The organism is Pseudomonas sp. NFX71, from assembly GCF_048079215.1.
In the GTDB taxonomy this organism is placed as follows: Bacteria; Pseudomonadota; Gammaproteobacteria; order Pseudomonadales; family Pseudomonadaceae; genus Aquipseudomonas; species Aquipseudomonas fluorescens_B.
This window is the reverse complement of sequence record NZ_CP182230.1, coordinates 1,547,951-1,565,581: the sequence shown is the minus strand read 5'-3', so window position 1 is coordinate 1,565,581 and position 17,631 is coordinate 1,547,951. Positions and strand designations below refer to the sequence as shown.

Here is a 17,631-nt window from a genome sequence, read left to right as displayed (position 1 = left end):
GCCCACTCTACGCAGTCATGGTGCTGGTATCCATCGCCATCCAGTGGAGCCCAAGGCCATGCATCCGTTACCATGCCGCTCCGGTTTTGGGGTTGGGTGGGGAAACAGCATGGAATTTCTGCTCTATCTGGCGCTCGGCGCCTGTGCCGGAGTGCTCGCCGGGCTGTTTGGCGTGGGCGGTGGGATCATCATCGTTCCGGTGCTGGTGTTCAGTTTCACCCTGCAGGGCTTCGATGCGTCGATCCTGACTCACCTGGCGGTCGGCACCTCCCTGGCGACGATCATTTTCACCTCGGTCAACGCGGTGCGCGAACACCATCGCCGCGGTGCCGTGCGTTGGCCGATCTTTGCCTGGATGACCGTCGGCATTCTGCTGGGTGCCGGTTTCGGAGCGCTGACCGCCGAAGCGATCTCCGGGCCCAACCTGCAGAAAATCATCGGCGTGTTTGCCCTGATCATCGCCGTGCAGCTTATGCTGGACGTCAAACCCAAGGCCAGCCGAACGGTGCCGGGAAAAGTCGGTCTGACCCTGGCCGGCACCGTGATTGGCTGGGCCTCGGCGATTTTCGGGATTGGCGGCGGTTCGCTGACCGTGCCGTTCCTGACCTGGCGCAGTGTGCCGATGCAACAAGCGGTGGCGACGTCATCGGCGTGCGGCCTGCCCATTGCGCTGGCCAGTGCATTAAGTTTCATGATTCTGGGCTGGCACGATCCGTTGCTGCCGGCCCATAGTCTCGGTTTTATTTATTTGCCGGCGCTGCTGGGGATCGCCCTGACCAGCATGGTTTTCGCCCGCCTCGGTGCGCGATTGGCCCACAGGCTGTCGCCGAAGTTGCTGAAAAGACTGTTCGCCGCTTTGCTGTTCTGCGTAGGTTTGAGTTTCCTGATCTGACGCACCGCACAATCCTGGCTTAATCCTGAGGTGGCAGCGTCGCCCGGGAATTTTGAAGGTTTCAACTCTAACGAGGAGTCGCAATGCTGCCTTACCCGCAGATCGACCCGGTGGCCCTGGCCATCGGTCCGCTGAAAATCCACTGGTACGGCCTGATGTACCTGATCGGCATCGGCGGTGCGTGGCTGCTGGCGTCGCGCCGGCTCAACCGTTTCGACCCGACCTGGACCAAGGAGAAACTCTCCGACATGGTCTTCTGGATGTCGATGGGTGTGATCGTCGGCGGTCGCCTGGGCTATGTGCTGTTCTACGATCTGAGTGCTTATCTGGCCAACCCGACGCTGATTTTCGAAGTGTGGAAGGGCGGCATGTCGTTCCACGGCGGTTTCATCGGCGTGATGCTGGCGGCGTTGTGGTTCGGTAAAAAGAACAACAAGTCGTTCTTCCAACTGATGGACTTCGTCGCGCCAATGGTGCCGATCGGCCTGGGCGCCGGGCGTATCGGCAACTTCATCAATGCCGAATTGTGGGGCAAGGCGACCGACGTGCCGTGGGCGATGATCTTCCCGCCGTTCAGCGACCCGGCGCAGTTGCCGCGTCACCCGTCGCAGCTGTATCAGTTCGCGCTGGAAGGCGTGGCGCTGTTCCTGATCCTGTGGCTGTTCTCGCGTAAACCGCGGCCGACCATGGCGGTGTCCGGGATGTTCGCGCTGTTCTATGGCATTTTCCGCTTCATCGTCGAATTCGTCCGCGTGCCGGACGCGCAACTGGGCTATCTGGCCTGGAACTGGCTGACCATGGGCCAGGTGCTCTGCGTGCCGATGATCGTCGGCGGTCTGTTCCTGATCTGGCTGGCGTATCACCGCGCCCCGGCGACTCCAGCGGCAGCCGTATAAATTCGAATACCGGAGCGACGGCTCCGGTTTCAAGGACACAGGTAACTCATGAAGCAATATCTCGAACTGGTCGCCCACGTCATCAAGAGCGGCACCAAACAAGCCAACCGCACTGGCGTGAACACCATCAGTTTTCCCGGCGCGATGCTGCGTTATGACCTGCAGGAAGGGTTCCCGGCGATCACCACGCGCAAGATGGCCTTCAAATCGGCCATCGGCGAGATGTGCGGCTTCCTGCGTGGAGTGAACAACGCTGCGGAATTTCGCGCGTTGGGCTGCAAGGTCTGGGACCAGAACGCCAACGAAAACGCGCAGTGGCTGGCCAACCCGTTCCGTCAGGGTGAGGACGACCTCGGCGAGATCTACGGCGTGCAATGGCGCAAATGGCCGGCGTACAAGCAGATCCCGGTCAGCAATAAGGCTGCTATCGAGCAGACCCTGAGCCAGGGCTATCGTCAGATCGCCGAAGGTGAAGAAGACGGTCAGGCCTACGTGGTGCTGTACAAGGCGATCGACCAGATCCGTCAGTGCGTCGACACCATCATCAAGGACCCCGGCAGCCGCCGCATCCTGTTCCACGGCTGGAACGTTGCGCAACTCGATGAAATGGCTCTGCCGCCGTGCCACTTGCTGTACCAGTTCCACCCGAATGTCGAGACCAGGGAAATCTCCCTGACGCTCTACATCCGCTCCAACGACCTGGGCCTGGGCACGCCGTTCAACCTCACCGAAGGTGCCGCGCTGCTGAGCCTGATCGGTCGCCTGACCGGCTACACGCCGCGCTGGTTCACCTATTTCATCGGTGATGCGCACGTCTACGAAAACCATCTGGACATGCTGAACGAACAGCTCAAGCGCGAGCCTTTCCCGATGCCGAAACTGGTGATCAGTGATCGTGTGCCGGAGTTCGCCAAGACGGGTGTTTATCAGCCGGAATGGCTGGAGTTGATCGAGCCGAGTGATTTTTCGCTCGAGGGTTACGAGCATCACGCCCCAATGACCGCGCCGATGGCGGTCTGACAATCTGCACGCCATACCCCTGTGGGAGCTAGCCTGCTAGCGATAGCGACGGCACATCCAACACTGATGTGACTGAAAAAGCGCTATCGCTAGCAGGCAGCTAGCTCCCACATTGGGTTTTGGGATGTGCTTAGTGGCCGTGGCTTCGGCCCACATGCGACTGTTCAACCTCCGTCGCTACCACACCGCCACTCACTTCCAGCCGCTGCAAAATCCCGCACTGATCAATATCCGGCCCTTCGCCACAGCGTTGGCGCAGGTCGAGCAGTTGCGCCTGTAACGCCAGCAGCCCGTCGATCCGTGCTTTGACGTGATGAATATGTTCGTCGATCAGCGCATTCACGCTCTCACATTGATCCTGCGGGCTGTCGCGCAAGGCCAGCAGGCTGCGAATCTCCTCCAGCGTCATGTCGAGGGTGCGGCAGTTGCGGATGAAAGTCAGGCGCTCGGCATGGGCCTGGGTGTAGACGCGGTAGTTGCCGTCACTGCGGGCCGGCTCCGGCAGCAGGTTTTCGCGCTCGTAGTAGCGGATGGTTTCCACGGCGCAGTCGGTGAGTTTCGCCAGTTCTCCGATCTTCATGACGGCAATCTCCAAATGGGTGCTTGACCCTATAGTGGCTACAGGGTCTTTACTTGGCAACAGGCACCTTCATGGACGCAACCAATGAGCGATTCCCTTCACACCCACAAACCCGAGGCTGATCACGATCACGATCACGATCACGATCACGGCCACAAGCTGCAGCCTGTGCAGAAGCATGACCATGGCGGTCACGGGGATTCCTGCTGTTCTTCCAAAGCGGCGGCGCCGTCGCTGATCAAGCTCAGTGAAAACTCAACTGCCAACGCGCGGTTGAGCAGTTTCCGCATCGACGCGATGGACTGTCCGACCGAGCAGACGCTGATCCAGAACAAACTCGGCAAGCTCGCGGGTGTGCAGCAGCTCGAATTCAACCTGATCAACCGCGTGCTGGGCGTGACCCACGACCTGCCGAGCACCGCGCCGATCATCGACGCAATCAAGTCCCTCGGCATGCAGGCCGAGCCGCTGGAGCAGGGCGTCGAAGCGCCAGTTCCAGCGCCCGAGAAAAAGCCGTGGTGGCCATTGGCGTTGTCCGGCGTGACCGCGCTCGCCGCCGAAGTGATTCACTTCACCAGCGCGGCGCCCAATTGGGTCGTGGCGGTTATCGCGTTGATCTCGATCCTCAGCGCCGGTCTCAGCACCTACAAGAAGGGCTGGATCGCGCTGAAAAATCTCAACCTGAACATCAATGCATTGATGAGCATCGCGGTGACCGGCGCGATCCTGATCGGACAGTGGCCGGAAGCGGCGATGGTGATGTTCCTGTTCACCGTGGCCGAGTTGATCGAGGCCAAGTCCCTGGACCGCGCGCGTAACGCCATCAGCGGCTTGATGCAGATGACCCCGGAACAGGCCACGGTGTTGCAGGCCGATGGCAGCTGGATCTTGCAAGACGTGAAATCCATCGAGCCGGGCGCCCGGGTGCGGGTGCGGCCCGGTGAGCGGATTGGTCTGGACGGCGAAGTCATATCGGGCAGTTCGACCATCAATCAGGCGCCGATCACCGGGGAAAGCCTGCCGGTTGAGAAAACCATTGGCGACAAGGTGTTCGCCGGCACTATCAACCAGGCGGGATCTCTGGAGTTTTCCGTAACCGCCGCCGCAAACCATTCGACCCTGGCCCGGATCATCCACGCCGTGGAACAGGCGCAAGGCGCACGAGCACCGACCCAACGCTTCGTTGACCAGTTTTCGAAAATCTACACCCCCGCCGTGTTCATCTTTGCCCTCGCGGTGGCAGTGATTCCGCCGCTGTTCATGGGCGCAGTCTGGTTCGACTGGATCTACCGCGCGCTGGTATTGCTGGTGGTCGCATGCCCCTGCGCACTGGTGATTTCCACCCCGGTGACCATCGTCAGCGGCCTCGCGGCGGCGGCGCGCAAAGGGATTCTGGTCAAGGGCGGCGTGTACCTGGAGGGTGGCTACAAACTCGACTATCTGGCGCTGGACAAGACCGGCACGATCACCCACGGCAAGCCGGTTCAGACGGATTACCTGTCGCTTGATCCCACGGCCGATGCCTCGGCGCCGGCAATTGCAGCGGCGTTGGCCGGACGCTCGGACCACCCGGTGTCGTTGGCGATTGCTAACGCCGCAGTGGATAAAACCTCTGCGCCGCTCGTTGTGCATAACTTCGAAGCACTGGGCGGTCGCGGGGTACGCGGTGAGATCGACGGGAAGACTTACCACTTGGGCAACCACCGCCTGGTGGAAGAGCTGAACCTGTGCTCGCCAGAGCTGGAAGAAAAGCTGTTTGCACTGGAGAAACAGGGCAAGTCCGTGGTGCTGTTGCTCGACAACTCCGGTCCGCTGGCGCTGTTCGCCGTGGCCGATACGGTCAAGGAATCCAGCCGTGAGGCGATCCAGCAGCTGCACGATCTGGGCATCAAGACCCTGATGCTCACCGGCGACAACGTCCACACCGCCCAGGCGATTGCTGCGCAAGTCGGCATCGACGAGGCCAGGGGTGATCTGCTGCCGACCGACAAACTGCAAGCCATCGAAGCCCTTTATGCACAGGGTCATAACGTTGGCATGGTCGGCGACGGCATCAATGATGCTCCGGCACTGGCCCGGGCGGAAATCGGTTTTGCGATGGCCGCGGCCGGCACCGATACTGCCATCGAAACCGCCGATGTCGCCCTGATGGACGACGATCTGCGCAAGATTCCCACGTTCATACGTTTGTCGCGGCAGACGTCGAGCATCCTCAAACAGAACATCGCCCTCGCTTTGGTCATCAAGGCTATCTTTCTTGGGGTAACCTTCGCCGGGATCGCCACCATGTGGATGGCGGTGTTCGCCGACATGGGCGTGAGCCTGTTGGTGGTGTTCAACGGTTTGCGTCTGTTGCGCAAATAATCGATGAGGAGCGGGTGTGCTGAGTGCCGAGCTGAAGGCGTTTTACATGGTGGCCCGCCTGGGCAGCATTACCCTGGCGGCGAAAAAGCTCGGCCTGAGCCAGCCCACGGTCACCACGCAGATCCGCAATCTGGAAAGCCAGTACTCGGTCGAGCTGTTTTACCGTGGCGGCCGCCGCCTCAGCGTCAGCGATGAAGGTGCGCGGTTGCTGCCGATGGTCAAGGCGCTATTGCAGCAGGAAGCCGACATCGAGTTTTTCCTGCGCAACAGCGGCCAGGTCCAGGGCACGTTGCGCATCGCCGCCACCGCTCCGTATTACATTCTCGATCTGGTGAAGACCTTTCGCGAGCGCTTGCCGCAAGTGGAAGTGTCGGTGGAAATCGGCAATTCGCAGCAGGTGCTGGAAGCCTTGGAGGATTACCGGGTCGATGTCGCCGCGTCCTCGCAACTGCTCGACGACGCGCGCCTGATTCGCCGGGTCCTTGGCAGCGATCCGTTGGTGTTGGCGGTGCATCGCCATCACCCGTTGGCGGTGCACGATCATGTGCCGCTCAGCGCGTTGGCCGGGCATACCTTATTGATGCGCGAGCCGGGCTCGACCACCCGGCGTCTGACCGAGGAGTTGCTGGCCACCGCCGGGGTGAGTTTCGGGCCGTTGCTGGAGATTGGTAGCCGTGAATCGATCCGCGAGGCGGTGCTGCGCAACATCGGGATCAGCATCATTGCCCGGCAGGAAGTGCCGCATGATCCGCAATTGCGTGTGCTGACCCTCGAGAACGCGCCGCAGATTCCGGAGTATTTGTACTGCCTCAAGGAGCGAAAGGGTGCGCGTCTGCCGGCAGCATTTCTCGGCCTGGCGCAGGAAATGGCCCCAGCATAAATCCCTGTGGCGAGGGAGCTTGCTCCCGCCGGGCTGCGAAGCGGCCTCCTTTCCCCTGAAAAGAAGGGGCCTGCTGCGCAATCCAACGGGAGCAAGCTCCCTCGCCACAGGTTATTCATTGCCTGTGCTATCCAACCCAAATCCCCGAATACCACTATCGGCCGTTTTTGCCTCACTGCCACATGACGGACGCATTGCCTCCTTAGGATGGCCTTCATCTGCTTGATGAGGCCTGTCCATGAACCACTCGATCGCAACTGCCCTGACCAATCCCGGCGCCCCGATGAGGGTGCGTGGCGTGCAGAAACGCTTCGGCGCCTTTACTGCGCTGGATAACGTTTCCCTCGACGTGGCGGCCGGTGAACTGGTGTGCCTGCTGGGCCCGTCGGGTTGTGGCAAAACCACGCTGTTGCGTTGCATCGCCGGTCTGGAGAAACAGGACAGCGGCGAGTTGTACCTCGGTGATCGCGACGTTTCCCACCTGGCACCGCAGGCTCGGGACTACGGCATTCTGTTCCAGTCCTACGCGCTGTTCCCCAATCTCACTGTCGAAGCGAACATTGCCTATGGCCTTGCCGGCAGCGGTCGCGATGAAGTGCGCAAGCGCGTCGGTCAGATGCTGGAGCTGGTCGGCCTGATCGGCAGTGAGAAAAAGTACCCCGGCCAATTGTCCGGCGGTCAGCAGCAACGTGTCGCACTGGCCCGCGCCCTGGCGCCGGCGCCGTCGTTGTTGTTGCTGGACGAACCAATGTCGGCCCTCGACGCCCGGGTCCGCGAGCACTTGTGCACCGAACTGCGTCAACTTCAACGCAGCCTCGGCATCACCACCCTGATGGTCACGCACAATCAAGACGAGGCCATGCTGATGGCTGACCGCATCGCGGTGATGAACAACGGCAAGGTTGAGCAGTACGCCACGCCACAGGAAATCTACGATCGTCCGGCCACGCCGTTCGTGGCGGAGTTTGTCGGTCAGGGCAATTGGTTGCCATTCAGCCGCAGCAGCGACAGTCACGCCCAGGTCGGCGGGATGAGCCTGCGCCTGGCAGACGGCAGCGCCAAAACCGCCTCGGGCCGTTTGTTCTGTCGCCCTGAAGCGATCAATGTCAACCCGCTGGTGCATGAGGAAAACCTGTTCCCGGCCAAGGTTCGCGAAATCACCTTCCTCGGCAACCGCTGCCGAATGAGTTTCGAACTCGATCAACTGCCGGGCCACGCCTTGCTCGCGGAACTGGCGCCGGAAGCCATGCCGCGACTCGGCGCCCAGCAGATCATGGTCGCCTTGCCGCCGCGCAGCCTGCAGGTGTTTGCCTGATGAGCGCGAACATCGCGCTGCCGATACCGCACAAGCAGGTTCGGCAGGCCTCCCGCGCCGAGATCGGCGACCGGGTGTTCGTGGTCGGCGGCAAAGTCTTGTTGCTGGTGTTGCTCGGCATCGCCGTGTTGATGCCATTGCTGGCGATCTTCTGGCGTGGCTTCAGTCCGGAGGCCGGGCAGGGCGGTGGTCTGGTGGCTGCGCGTGAACTGGTCACCAGTGCGAATTTCCACTGGTTGCTCGGCAACAGCCTGAAAGTTTCCCTCAGCGTGGCGGCCATTGTCGTACCGCTGGCCTACCTGTTTGCCTACGCCCTGCAACGCACGTTGATACCGGGCAAAGGCCTCTGGCGTGGCCTGTCGTTGTTGCCATTGATGGCGCCTTCGATGTTGCCGGGGATTGCGCTGGTTTACCTGTTCGGCAACCAGGGCCTGTTGCGTGGTTTGCTCTCGGACAATATCTACGGCTTCTGGGGCATCGTTCTCGGTGAGGTGATCTACACCTTCCCACACGCCTTGATGATTTTGCTGTCGGCCCTGTCCCTGGCGGATGCGCGCCTCTTCGATGCCGCCTCCAGCATGGGCGCCAGTCCGGCCAAAGCCTTCCGCAGCATCACCTGGCCGGCGACGCGTCAGGCGGTGTTCGCGGCGTTCTGCCTCGTCTTCACCCTGACCATCACCGACTTCGGTGTGCCCGTGGTGGTCGGCGGCGATTATCAGGTGCTGGCACTGGAAGCCTACAAAGCCGTGGTCGGCCAGCAACAGTTCGGTCGCGGTGCATTGATCGGCATGGTCCTGTTGCTGCCGGCGCTGTTCAGCTTCGGTGTCGATGCCTGGTTGCGTCGGCGTCACGGCGACTCCATGAGCGGTCGGGCGCAGGTCTTTCAACCTGCACCATCGAAACTGCGCGACGGCTTCTATCTCGCCATCGTGCTGCTGATCTGCGCGGTATTGCTGCTGGTGTTCGGCATGGCGGTGTTCTCGTCGCTGGTGAAATTCTGGCCGTACAACCTGTCGCTGTCGCTCAACCATTACCAGTTCAACGACACGGCGGGCGGTGGCTGGCTGGCCTACGGCAACAGCGTGAAGATGGCCCTGTGCACGGCGTTGATCGGCAGTGCGTTGATCTTCACCGGCGCGTACCTGATGGAAAAAACCAAAGGCCAGCGCGGACTGAATCTGACATTGCGCATGCTCAGTTTCGTACCGATGGCGGTGCCAGGGCTGGTGCTGGGCCTGGGTTACGTGTTCTTTTTCAACCTCACCGACAACCCGCTGCATGTGCTTTACGGAACCATGACCCTGCTGGTGGTCTGCACCATTGCTCACTATCTGACCACCGCGCAAATGACCGCGACCACCGCGCTGCGCCAGCTCGACGCCGAGTTCGAAGCCGCCGCGCTGTCGCTCAAGGCGCCGCTGTATCGGCATTACTTGCGGGTCACCGTACCGATTTGCCTGCCGGCGCTGCTGGACATCGTGCGCTATCTGTTCGTCTCGGCCATGACCACCGTTTCGGCGGCGATCTTCCTCTACAGCCCCGACACCATTCTTGCGGCGGTGGCGGTGCTGAACATGGATGACGCCGGCAACGTCGGCGGCGCGGCGGCGATGTCGACCCTGATTCTGTTCACCTCGGCGGGCGTGTCCCTGCTGCTGGCCTGGGCCTCGCGCGGTTTGCTGCGCCGTTCCCAGGCGTGGCGCCAGACCGCACCCGGTCACTGATTTCCCATCCCGCAAACCTCAACTCAAACAGGAAAAGATCATGTTCAAGCCTATGGCCCTGGCCGCTGCTGTCCTCACCGCTTTCAGCCTGAACGCCTTCGCGGCGAAAACCGAGTTGACGGTGTACACCGCCCTCGAAGCCGAACAATTGAAGACCTACAAAGAAGCCTTCGAAAAGGCCAACCCGGACGTCGAGATCAAGTGGGTACGCGACTCCACCGGTATCATCACCGCCAAGCTGCTGGCCGAAAAAGCCCGGCCACAGGCTGACGCCGTCTGGGGTCTTGCCGCATCGAGCCTGGCGATCCTCGATCAGCAAGGCATGCTGCAAAGCTACGCGCCGAAAGACCTGGGCAAGATCGGCGGCAACTACCGCGACGCCGCCAACCCGCCAGCCTGGGTCGGCATGGACGTGTGGGCCGCGACCATTTGCTTCAACACCGTCGAAGCGGAAAAACAGGGTTTGACCAAACCCGTGAGCTGGCAGGACCTGACCAAGCCTGAGTACAAAGGCAAGATCGTCATGCCCAACCCGGCCTCGTCCGGCACCGGTTTCCTCGATGTCAGCGCCTGGCTGCAAACCTTCGGTGAGAAGCAGGGCTGGCAGTACATGGACGACCTGCACCAGAACATCGGCCAGTACGTTCACTCCGGCTCCAAGCCTTGCAAACTGGCAGCGGCGGGGGAGTTCCCGATTGGTATTTCCTTTGAATACCCGGCTGTTCAGTTGAAGCGCCAGGGTGCGCCGCTGGACATCATTTTGCCGAAAGAAGGCCTGGGCTGGGAAATTGAAGCGACGGCTGTGATCAAGGGCACACCGCATGAAGACGCGGCGAAGAAACTGGCTGACTTCTCGGCCAGTCCGGCGGCGATGGAGCTCTATAAAGAGAACTTCGCGGTGCTTGCGCAGCCGGGGATTGCCAAGCCGCAGACTGAACTGCCGGCGGATTACGAGCAGCGTTTGATCAAGAACGACTTTGCCTGGGCGTCGAAGAATCGCGACGAGATCCTGACCGAGTGGCGCAAGCGCTATGACGGCAAGTCCGAGAAAGTGGCTGCCAAGTAACTGACTCACATCCTGTGGCGAGGGAGCTTGCTCCCGCTGGACTACGCAGCAGGCCCTTATTTTGGGGCCGCTTCGCGACCAGCGGGAGCAAGCTCCCTCGCCACAAAATCGGGATTATCTTAATGACACACCACAACGACATGCTGATCGTAGGCGCCGGCATTCTCGGCCTGTCCCACGCCTACGCTGCCGCCAGGCGCGGCCTCAAGGTCACGGTTTTCGAACGCAGCGAAACCCCGCTCGGCGCCTCGGTGCGCAACTTCGGCCAGGCCCTCGTCACCGGCCAACCGCCAGGCCCGATGCTGGAACTGGCCAAGGCCAGCCGCGAGATCTGGGGGCAATGGGCGCCACTGGCCGGCCTGCAGCTCAAGCGCAACGGCTCGTATCTGTTCGCCCGCACCGAGGCGGAGGAACACCTGCTGGAAGCTTTTTGCGCCGGACGAGCCGTGGAACACGGTTACCGCGTCGACCTGCTGCGCGGTGCTGCATTGCGCGATCTGTACGGCGGCCAGTTCAGCCATCATCGCGCCGCGTTGCATGGCATGGACGATCAACAACTGTATTCCCGCGAAGCGATACCGGCATTGATCGATTACCTGCGCCGCGAAATGAACGTCGAGTTTCACTTCTCCACCCTCGTGCGCGACATCGAACCGGGCCGTTTGCACAGCACCGCCGGCACCTTCAGCGCCGAGCAGATCATCATCTGCTCCGGCCATGATTATCAGACCTTGCTCGCCGAGCCGATGGCCGCGCTCAACCCGCAAATCTGCCGCCTGCAAATGCTCCGCGCCCGCCCGCAGATCAACCTCAATCTGCAACACGCACTGCTCACCGGTTTGAGTTGCGTGCACTACGGCGCCTTCGCCGATCTGCCGGAAGCGGCGGCGGTGCAGGCGCAGATCCTGCGTGAAGAGCCGCACCTGCACGAAAACGGTATTCACCTGCTGATCAGCCCGACGCCTTACGGCGAACTGATCATCGGCGACTCCCATCACTATGGCCGCGACCCCTCGCCATTCAACGCCGAGCAAGTGGACGACTGGATGATCGAACTGGCCGAGCAGACGTTGCGCTGCAAGGTACAAGTGGTCGAGCGCTGGCAGGGTGTCTATGGTTCACGCGGGCCAGGACCGTTTTCATTCCTGCGGCCGATGCCGGGCGTGAGCGTGGCGCTGATGCACACGGGCGTCGGCATGAGTGTCGGGCCGGCCATGGCAGAACGTAATGTCGCGACTGTATTGGGAGAGCGTTGATGGACCGCACTGAGCAAGTGATCGACGAGGTATTCGCGCTGTACGAGCGTTTTGGCGACAGTGATTACATCGGCGAGCCGGTGTCGCAGATCGAGCACATGTCCCAGGCCGCACAACTGGCCATGGCCGAAGGCTTCGATGACGAAGTGGTGCTGGCGGCGTTCTTTCACGACATCGGACACATTTGCGCCGAGAGCGCCGAGAACATGGGTGGTTTCGGCGTGGTCAGCCATGAGCGGTTGGGTGCTGATTATCTGCGCCGCGCAGGCTTCAGCGAACGCATGGCGCGGCTGGTGGAATACCACGTGCAAGCCAAGCGTTATCTGACACTCAAAGAGCCCGGGTACTACGATCGCTTGAGCGAAGCCAGCCGCCGGACCCTGGAATACCAAGGCGGGGTGATGACCGAGGCAGAGGCTGAAGCGTTCGAGCAGGACCCGTTGTGCGCCGTCAGTTTGCGGATGCGGCAGTGGGATGAGCTGGCCAAGGAGATGTGGGTGCCGGTGATTGATCTTGGCGTTTTGAAGGAAAAGGCCTTGCGCCTGATGGCGGCTTAGGGCTTAGGGCATAGGCGCCGAGGCGCGATGAGGCCGGCCCAGACACTGTAGTTTTACAGCTGCTGCGCCAACACCTCAACCTGCTCCTGCCGCTCCGCCTGACTCAACTTCGCCTGCGGATTCAGTGATGACCACTGCGGATGCGCCCGAGCCTTGTTCAGGGCTTCGGGCAGTTTGCCTTCGCGCCAACTCTTGTCCTGCGGCGTGGCGACTTGAATGCTGTCCATCGCCGCGTGCCCACGTGCATTCAACGCCTGAAGCAATTGCCGCTGACGCAATGCCAACAACCGCAACACGCTGTCATCGACCGTCAACTCTCGCTGACCCTTGATCTTGCCCAGCAACCGGCTGCCATAACTGCGTGCGGTTTGCAGCGCGCCGCCGGCAATCGCGCCGGCCAGTGCCGCCGCGCCGAGGGTCAAACCGCCGACCAGCAAATCCACCCCGGCCCCGGCCGCCGCCCCCGCCGCGATACCTCCGCCGACCCGCACGCCCAGTTGCTTGAGGGTTTCCGGATTGAACAGATCATCGCCCCAACGACCGTCGAGCAGCGGCAGATCACTGGCCGCCGCGTCCTGAGGGCGGAAGGCGAAGAGCTTGAGCAACGCTTCGACACAGCGCTGTTCCCGTTGCCGAACGGCTTTGCGCAGTTCGCTGATGGCTTGCTGTTCCTGTTCCGCATCGCTGACCACGCTGCGCCGACACGCTGCGCAATCGATCAACAATTCAGCAATCAGCCGCGCCGCGCTTTGTTGGCGGGCCAGGCGCTGGGCTTGCTGATCGGCGATCAGTCGTTCCAGTTGCTCGCGGGAGTTTTCCAGCAGCAGCGCGAGGCTTTCATAGAGCCGACGTTCGCCATCTTCCGGCGGCGCCACGCTGTCGAAACGCACCAGGGCGTGCAAGCCCAACCGTGCCAGCGCTTCGCGCCAGTCCGGTTCGCGGTGGTTGGCACTGCTGACGAAATTCAACACCGGCAGTAACGGTTTGCCGCAGCTGGCGAGCACTTCCAGTTCGTCGCGGTATTTGGCCAACACCGGTTCGCGGGCGTCGATCACATAGAGGCCGGCGTCGCAGGTGAGCAGTTGCCGCAGCACTTTGGCTTCTTGCTCGAAACGCTGCCGGGCTTCACTTCCTTCAAGAAAGCGCGCCAGCCGCGCCGGGCCGTCGAGGCGTTCACCGGGACGTTCCAGGCGCTCGAGGTAGTCGAGCAGGGCGATGGCGTCTTCCAGCCCCGGCGTGTCAAACAGGTCGAGCAAGGGCTCGCCGTCCACGGACAACCGCGCGCCTTCGACGTGTCGCGTGGTGCTGGGGCGATGGGAGACTTCACCGAAACCGACGTCACGGGTCAACGTGCGCAGCAACGAGGTTTTGCCGACGTTGGTGTGGCCGACCACGGCGAGCTTCAACGGCGCTTTCCACGAATTAGTCATGACCGGTCTCCAGCCAGTTCAGCGGCGCGCAGTCGGCGAAGGGCAGATTCAGTTGCTGCAGCGCCACGTGCCAGTCGCCGAGGCGCTCGGCATCCAGCGCTTCGCCGGGCGGCGCTTGCAGCAACCAGACGCGGGTAGCGCTGGCGCTGCGGGCCAGTTCGGCGATCAAGGCGAGGCTGCCGCGATCCGGCGAGCGCCGTGGATCGCAGGCGATGGCCAGGCGGGCCGGAGGAAAACGGCTGAGCTGTTCGAGGAGTTTGTTACGCGATTCACGGCTGTCGAGGATGCCCGCGTCGCTCACGTTTTCAGGCAGTTGTGGCGGCCATGGGCGTTGTTCGTCCAGCTCAATGGCCACCAGCAGTGCGCCATCGCTTTGCAGATCGCTGACAGCGCTTTCCACCCGATGAAGTTGCGCGGGCGCCGCGTCGCTGATGCCCAGGCGTTCGCTGGTGGGCATCAGGCGTTCGCGCAGTTGGGCGTAACCGGGCAGGTTCAGGTCCAGATGCAGGTTTGCGCGGCCGCTTTTCCAGCGCCACAGGCAGAACAACGCCAAGAGCAGGCGCGGCACAATGCCATAAATCACCAGCACGCCAACCAGCCAGGTAGCCCAGGCCTGGCGGGCGCTTTCGATGTTCAGCGCGGCATCGCCACTGGCGCGGATCATCTCCATCGTTGGCACGTTGAACCCCAGCACGGCGGGCAGTGCACCCAGCATTTGGGTCATGGTCACGAAGGTGTCGGTGCTGAGCAGGGTGGTTTCCCAGACGAAGCCATAACGCCGGGTCGCCATCAGCATCAGCAGAATCACCAGCGCGCTCAGCATCGCCAGCAACCACAAGCCGTTGACCAGCACGCCGAGCGCCCAGCGATTGAGTTTTTGTCGTTGCAGCAGCAACAGCAGCGCGGGCGCCAGTTGCGCGGCTTTGGCGTCGCGGGCGAGTTTTTCGCTGAGCCACAACCACAAGCGTCCCAGCGTTGCGCCGTGTTCGCCGGCAAACACCAGGCCCATGGCCCAGCTCAGCAGCAGAATCAGGTTCAGCCCGAGCAGACTGCCCAAGGCCCAAAACACATTCACCGGTGTCTGACCGTCACCCATCGCGGCAAACGCCAGCCCGGCGCCACTGACCACGGACAGCACGGCCATGACGATCAATGCCAGTCGTGCGCCTTGCAGCCAATGCCTGAGGGCTTCGGTCAGTCCATCGCGCTCGGCCAGCCACAGGGCGCGGCGCGCAATCCTCGTCGGCAGATCGCCGCCGGCAGTGCGGGCCAGTCTGTTGGCTTCCAGGTCATCCAGAGGGCCGGCGTGTTCTTCACGCAGGCGGATGGTTTCTGTCAGCCATAGGTTATTCAGTTCAGTCACGCGGCATCCCGTCGCTCAATCGAGCTGTGAGCATAACCGCTGTGACGCTTATCGGGGTACGGGAGGCTCTGGTATCCTCGCCGGCATGACTAAATCACTCCCCCTCAGCCTGATCGCAGCCCTCGGTGAAAACCGCGTGATCGGCGTCGACAACAGCATGCCCTGGCACCTGCCGGGGGACTTCAAATACTTCAAGGCCACCACCTTGGGCAAGCCGATCATCATGGGGCGCAAGACCTGGGATTCCCTCGGTCGTCCGCTGCCGGGGCGGTTGAACATCGTGGTCAGTCGTCAGGCGGATCTGGTGCTGGAAGGCGCGGAAGTTTATCCGTCGCTGGAAGCTGCGGTGGTTCGCGCTGAAGAGTGGGCGAAGGAGCAGGGCGTCGATGAGTTGATGCTGATTGGCGGCGCGCAGTTGTATGCGCAAGGAATGGCTCAAGCGGATCGGTTGTACCTGACACGCGTGGCATTGAGCCCGGAAGGGGATGCGTGGTTTCCAGAGTTTGATTTGACGCAGTGGAAGTTGGTGTCTAACACCCCGAATCCGGCCGAAGGCGACAAACCGGCGTACAACTTCGAAGTCTGGGAAAAGGCTTAAAAACATCGCCAGCAGGCTGGCTCCCACAGTGGGTTTGGGGTGAAACACAGATTGTGTGAACACCCAAAATCCCTGTGGGAGCCAGCCTGCTGGCGATGAGGCCAGTTCAGACGCTAAAGAATTTAAGCGTGAGCCAACGCCGAATGCTCATCCGCATCCAGCAGCGCTTTATCCGTCTGCTGCATGATCTGGCTGGTAATCGCCCCGGCCGTGATCGAACCGCTCACGTTCAACGCCGTACGCCCCATATCAATCAGCGGCTCAACCGAAATCAGCAACGCCACCAGTGACACCGGCAAGCCCATCGCCGGCAACACGATCAGCGCCGCGAACGTTGCGCCACCCCCCACACCGGCCACGCCGGCCGAGCTCAGCGTCACAATCGCCACCAGCGTCGCGATCCACAGTGGGTCCAGCGGGTTGATGCCCACGGTCGGCGCCACCATCACCGCCAACATTGCCGGGTACAGACCGGCGCAGCCATTCTGGCCAATAGTCGCGCCGAACGAAGCGGCGAAACTGGCGATGGACTGCGGAATGCCCAGGCGGCTGGTCTGCGCCTCAATGCTCAACGGAATCGTCGCTGCACTCGAACGGCTGGTGAAGGCAAACGTCAGCACCGGCCAGATTTTGCGGAAGAAGCGCAGCGGGTTGATCCCGGCCACCGACACCAGCACGCCGTGGACCACAAACATCAGGCCCAGGCCGATGTAGGACACCACCACAAAACTGCCGAGCTTGATGATGTCTTGCAGGTTGGAACCGGCGACCACTTTGGTCATCAGGGCCAATACGCCGTACGGAGTCAGCTTCATCACCAGGCGCACCAGGCGCATCACCCAGGCTTGCAGAGTGTCGATGGCGTTGATCACTTTTTGACCTTTCTCGACATCATCCTTCAGCAATTGCAAAGCGGCGACGCCGAGGAACGCGGCGAAAATCACCACGCTGATGATCGACGTCGGCTTGGCCCGCGCCAGGTCGGCGAACGGGTTTTGCGGGATGAACGACAACAGCAACTGCGGCACATTCAGGTCGGCGACCTTGCCCGCGTAGTCGCTCTGAATGGTTTGCAGACGGGCCATTTCCTGCGTGCCGGCCACCAGGCCTTCAGCCGTGAGGCCGAACAGGTTGGTCAGGCCGATACCGATCAGCGCCGCGATGGCAGTGGTGAACAGCAGCGTGCCGATGGTCAGGAAGCTGATCTTGCCCAGCGACGAAGCATTGTGCAGGCGCGTCACGGCGCTGAGGATCGAGGCGAACACCAGCGGGATCACGATCATTTGCAGCAACTGCACGTAACCGTTGCCCACCAGATCGAACCAGCCGATCGACGCTTTCAGCACCGGATTGCCGGCACCGTAAATCGTGTGCAGTGCGACACCGAACACAACGCCCAACACCAAAGCGAGCAGGACTTTTTTAGCCAGGCTCCACGTCGTGTGACGGGTTTGCGCGAGACCGAAGAGCAGGGCGAGGAACGCCAGCAGGTTGAGAATCAGCGGCAGGTTCATTGGAACTCCCATTAGACATGTGCCAACTGCCTTCCGGGGCAGTTGCGAACCGGCAAGCCTAACAGCTTGATTTACAATGATTTAATACCAAAAAAGTCTGATAACTGTCGTTTTTGGAATAAGCGGGTGTCGCTGTCAGGGATGCAGCTGACGCGAAAGGGACGCGAGCGGTCGCT

Annotated in this window: 15 protein-coding genes; 11 read left to right on the top strand and 4 right to left on the bottom strand. The window is 61.7% G+C overall.

The annotated features are described in order from the left end of the window. Positions 1 to 109: 109 nt before the first annotated feature. The 3 genes from ACM1ZW_RS07240 (at position 110) to ACM1ZW_RS07230 (ending at position 2,808) form a co-directional block, all read left to right on the top strand. Positions 110 to 892: a sulfite exporter TauE/SafE family protein gene (locus tag ACM1ZW_RS07240; protein ID WP_253433382.1), complete on the top strand. Its 783-nt coding sequence runs from the start codon at positions 110 to 112 to the stop codon at positions 890 to 892. Positions 893 to 975: 83 nt separating this feature from the next. Then, positions 976 to 1,788: a prolipoprotein diacylglyceryl transferase gene (lgt, locus tag ACM1ZW_RS07235; RefSeq protein WP_017341323.1), complete on the top strand. Its 813-nt coding sequence runs from the start codon at positions 976 to 978 to the stop codon at positions 1,786 to 1,788. Between the two features lie 48 nt (positions 1,789 to 1,836). Further along, positions 1,837 to 2,808: a thymidylate synthase gene (locus ACM1ZW_RS07230; RefSeq protein ID WP_416740358.1), complete on the top strand. Its 972-nt coding sequence runs from the start codon at positions 1,837 to 1,839 to the stop codon at positions 2,806 to 2,808. 130 nt (positions 2,809 to 2,938) lie between these two features. Here the strand turns inward: ACM1ZW_RS07230 and cadR are convergent, their stop codons facing one another. Continuing rightward, positions 2,939 to 3,388, bottom strand: a complete 450-nt coding sequence (gene cadR / locus ACM1ZW_RS07225) for a Cd(II)/Pb(II)-responsive transcriptional regulator (protein WP_017341321.1) — start codon at positions 3,386 to 3,388, stop codon at positions 2,939 to 2,941. Positions 3,389 to 3,472: 84 nt separating this feature from the next. On the opposite strand from cadR, the gene ACM1ZW_RS07220 reads away from it, so the two are divergent. The 7 genes from ACM1ZW_RS07220 (at position 3,473) to ACM1ZW_RS07190 (ending at position 12,550) form a co-directional block, all read left to right on the top strand. Next, positions 3,473 to 5,752, top strand: a complete 2,280-nt coding sequence (locus ACM1ZW_RS07220) for a heavy metal translocating P-type ATPase (RefSeq protein WP_416740357.1) — start codon at positions 3,473 to 3,475, stop codon at positions 5,750 to 5,752. 16 nt (positions 5,753 to 5,768) lie between these two features. Beyond that, positions 5,769 to 6,632, top strand: a complete 864-nt coding sequence (locus tag ACM1ZW_RS07215) for a LysR family transcriptional regulator (protein WP_414880142.1) — start codon at positions 5,769 to 5,771, stop codon at positions 6,630 to 6,632. 238 nt (positions 6,633 to 6,870) lie between these two features. After that, complete coding sequence (locus ACM1ZW_RS07210; RefSeq protein WP_017341318.1) at positions 6,871 to 7,947, top strand: putative 2-aminoethylphosphonate ABC transporter ATP-binding protein; 1,077 nt, start codon at positions 6,871 to 6,873, stop codon at positions 7,945 to 7,947. Continuing rightward, the gene (locus ACM1ZW_RS07205) at positions 7,947 to 9,671 is read left to right on the top strand and encodes a putative 2-aminoethylphosphonate ABC transporter permease subunit (RefSeq protein WP_416740356.1); all 1,725 of its coding nucleotides are present in this window, start codon (positions 7,947 to 7,949) and stop codon (positions 9,669 to 9,671) included. Before ACM1ZW_RS07210 ends, ACM1ZW_RS07205 begins: the two co-directional genes overlap by 1 nt. A gap of 40 nt (positions 9,672 to 9,711) precedes the next feature. Beyond that, the gene (locus ACM1ZW_RS07200) at positions 9,712 to 10,737 is read left to right on the top strand and encodes a putative 2-aminoethylphosphonate ABC transporter substrate-binding protein (RefSeq protein ID WP_017341316.1); all 1,026 of its coding nucleotides are present in this window, start codon (positions 9,712 to 9,714) and stop codon (positions 10,735 to 10,737) included. A gap of 122 nt (positions 10,738 to 10,859) precedes the next feature. Further along, a complete protein-coding gene (locus tag ACM1ZW_RS07195; protein ID WP_416740355.1) occupies positions 10,860 to 11,993 on the top strand; it encodes a TIGR03364 family FAD-dependent oxidoreductase in 1,134 nt (377 codons plus the stop codon). After that, entirely contained in the window at positions 11,993 to 12,550 is a 558-nt protein-coding gene (locus ACM1ZW_RS07190; RefSeq protein WP_416740354.1) for a phosphonate degradation HD-domain oxygenase, read from the top strand. The genes ACM1ZW_RS07195 and ACM1ZW_RS07190 overlap by 1 nt, the downstream gene beginning before the upstream one ends. A 53-nt stretch (positions 12,551 to 12,603) precedes the next feature. Here the strand turns inward: ACM1ZW_RS07190 and ACM1ZW_RS07185 are convergent, their stop codons facing one another. Together ACM1ZW_RS07185 and ACM1ZW_RS07180 are read right to left on the bottom strand one after the other, a co-directional pair. Beyond that, positions 12,604 to 13,980 carry a GTPase/DUF3482 domain-containing protein gene (locus tag ACM1ZW_RS07185; protein ID WP_017341313.1) on the bottom strand — a complete coding sequence of 459 codons (1,377 nt, stop codon included), beginning with the start codon at positions 13,978 to 13,980 and terminating at the stop codon, positions 12,604 to 12,606. After that, positions 13,973 to 15,343, bottom strand: a complete 1,371-nt coding sequence (locus ACM1ZW_RS07180; protein WP_416740353.1) for a DUF2868 domain-containing protein — start codon at positions 15,341 to 15,343, stop codon at positions 13,973 to 13,975. Before ACM1ZW_RS07180 ends, ACM1ZW_RS07185 begins: the two co-directional genes overlap by 8 nt. An 85-nt stretch (positions 15,344 to 15,428) precedes the next feature. On the opposite strand from ACM1ZW_RS07180, the gene ACM1ZW_RS07175 reads away from it, so the two are divergent. After that, positions 15,429 to 15,941 (top strand): dihydrofolate reductase, encoded by a 513-nt coding sequence (locus ACM1ZW_RS07175; RefSeq protein ID WP_017341311.1) that lies wholly within the window; start codon positions 15,429 to 15,431, stop codon positions 15,939 to 15,941. Positions 15,942 to 16,063: 122 nt separating this feature from the next. On the opposite strand, the gene ACM1ZW_RS07170 is transcribed toward ACM1ZW_RS07175, so the two are convergent. Beyond that, on the bottom strand, positions 16,064 to 17,455 hold the full coding sequence (locus ACM1ZW_RS07170) for an L-cystine transporter (RefSeq protein WP_416740352.1): 1,392 nt from the start codon (positions 17,453 to 17,455) through the stop codon (positions 16,064 to 16,066). Between the last annotated feature and the right edge of the window lie 176 nt (positions 17,456 to 17,631).

Coding starts and splice junctions, on each gene's coding strand:
- ACM1ZW_RS07240 (WP_253433382.1), top strand. CDS start 110: ATGGAATTTCTGCTCTATCTGGCGCTCGGCGCCTGTGCCGGAGTGCTC.
- lgt (WP_017341323.1), top strand. CDS start 976: ATGCTGCCTTACCCGCAGATCGACCCGGTGGCCCTGGCCATCGGTCCG.
- ACM1ZW_RS07230 (WP_416740358.1), top strand. CDS start 1,837: ATGAAGCAATATCTCGAACTGGTCGCCCACGTCATCAAGAGCGGCACC.
- cadR (WP_017341321.1), bottom strand. CDS start 3,388: ATGAAGATCGGAGAACTGGCGAAACTCACCGACTGCGCCGTGGAAACC.
- ACM1ZW_RS07220 (WP_416740357.1), top strand. CDS start 3,473: ATGAGCGATTCCCTTCACACCCACAAACCCGAGGCTGATCACGATCAC.
- ACM1ZW_RS07210 (WP_017341318.1), top strand. CDS start 6,871: ATGAACCACTCGATCGCAACTGCCCTGACCAATCCCGGCGCCCCGATG.
- ACM1ZW_RS07205 (WP_416740356.1), top strand. CDS start 7,947: ATGAGCGCGAACATCGCGCTGCCGATACCGCACAAGCAGGTTCGGCAG.
- ACM1ZW_RS07200 (WP_017341316.1), top strand. CDS start 9,712: ATGTTCAAGCCTATGGCCCTGGCCGCTGCTGTCCTCACCGCTTTCAGC.
- ACM1ZW_RS07195 (WP_416740355.1), top strand. CDS start 10,860: ATGACACACCACAACGACATGCTGATCGTAGGCGCCGGCATTCTCGGC.
- ACM1ZW_RS07190 (WP_416740354.1), top strand. CDS start 11,993: ATGGACCGCACTGAGCAAGTGATCGACGAGGTATTCGCGCTGTACGAG.
- ACM1ZW_RS07185 (WP_017341313.1), bottom strand. CDS start 13,980: ATGACTAATTCGTGGAAAGCGCCGTTGAAGCTCGCCGTGGTCGGCCAC.
- ACM1ZW_RS07175 (WP_017341311.1), top strand. CDS start 15,429: ATGACTAAATCACTCCCCCTCAGCCTGATCGCAGCCCTCGGTGAAAAC.
- ACM1ZW_RS07170 (WP_416740352.1), bottom strand. CDS start 17,455: ATGAACCTGCCGCTGATTCTCAACCTGCTGGCGTTCCTCGCCCTGCTC.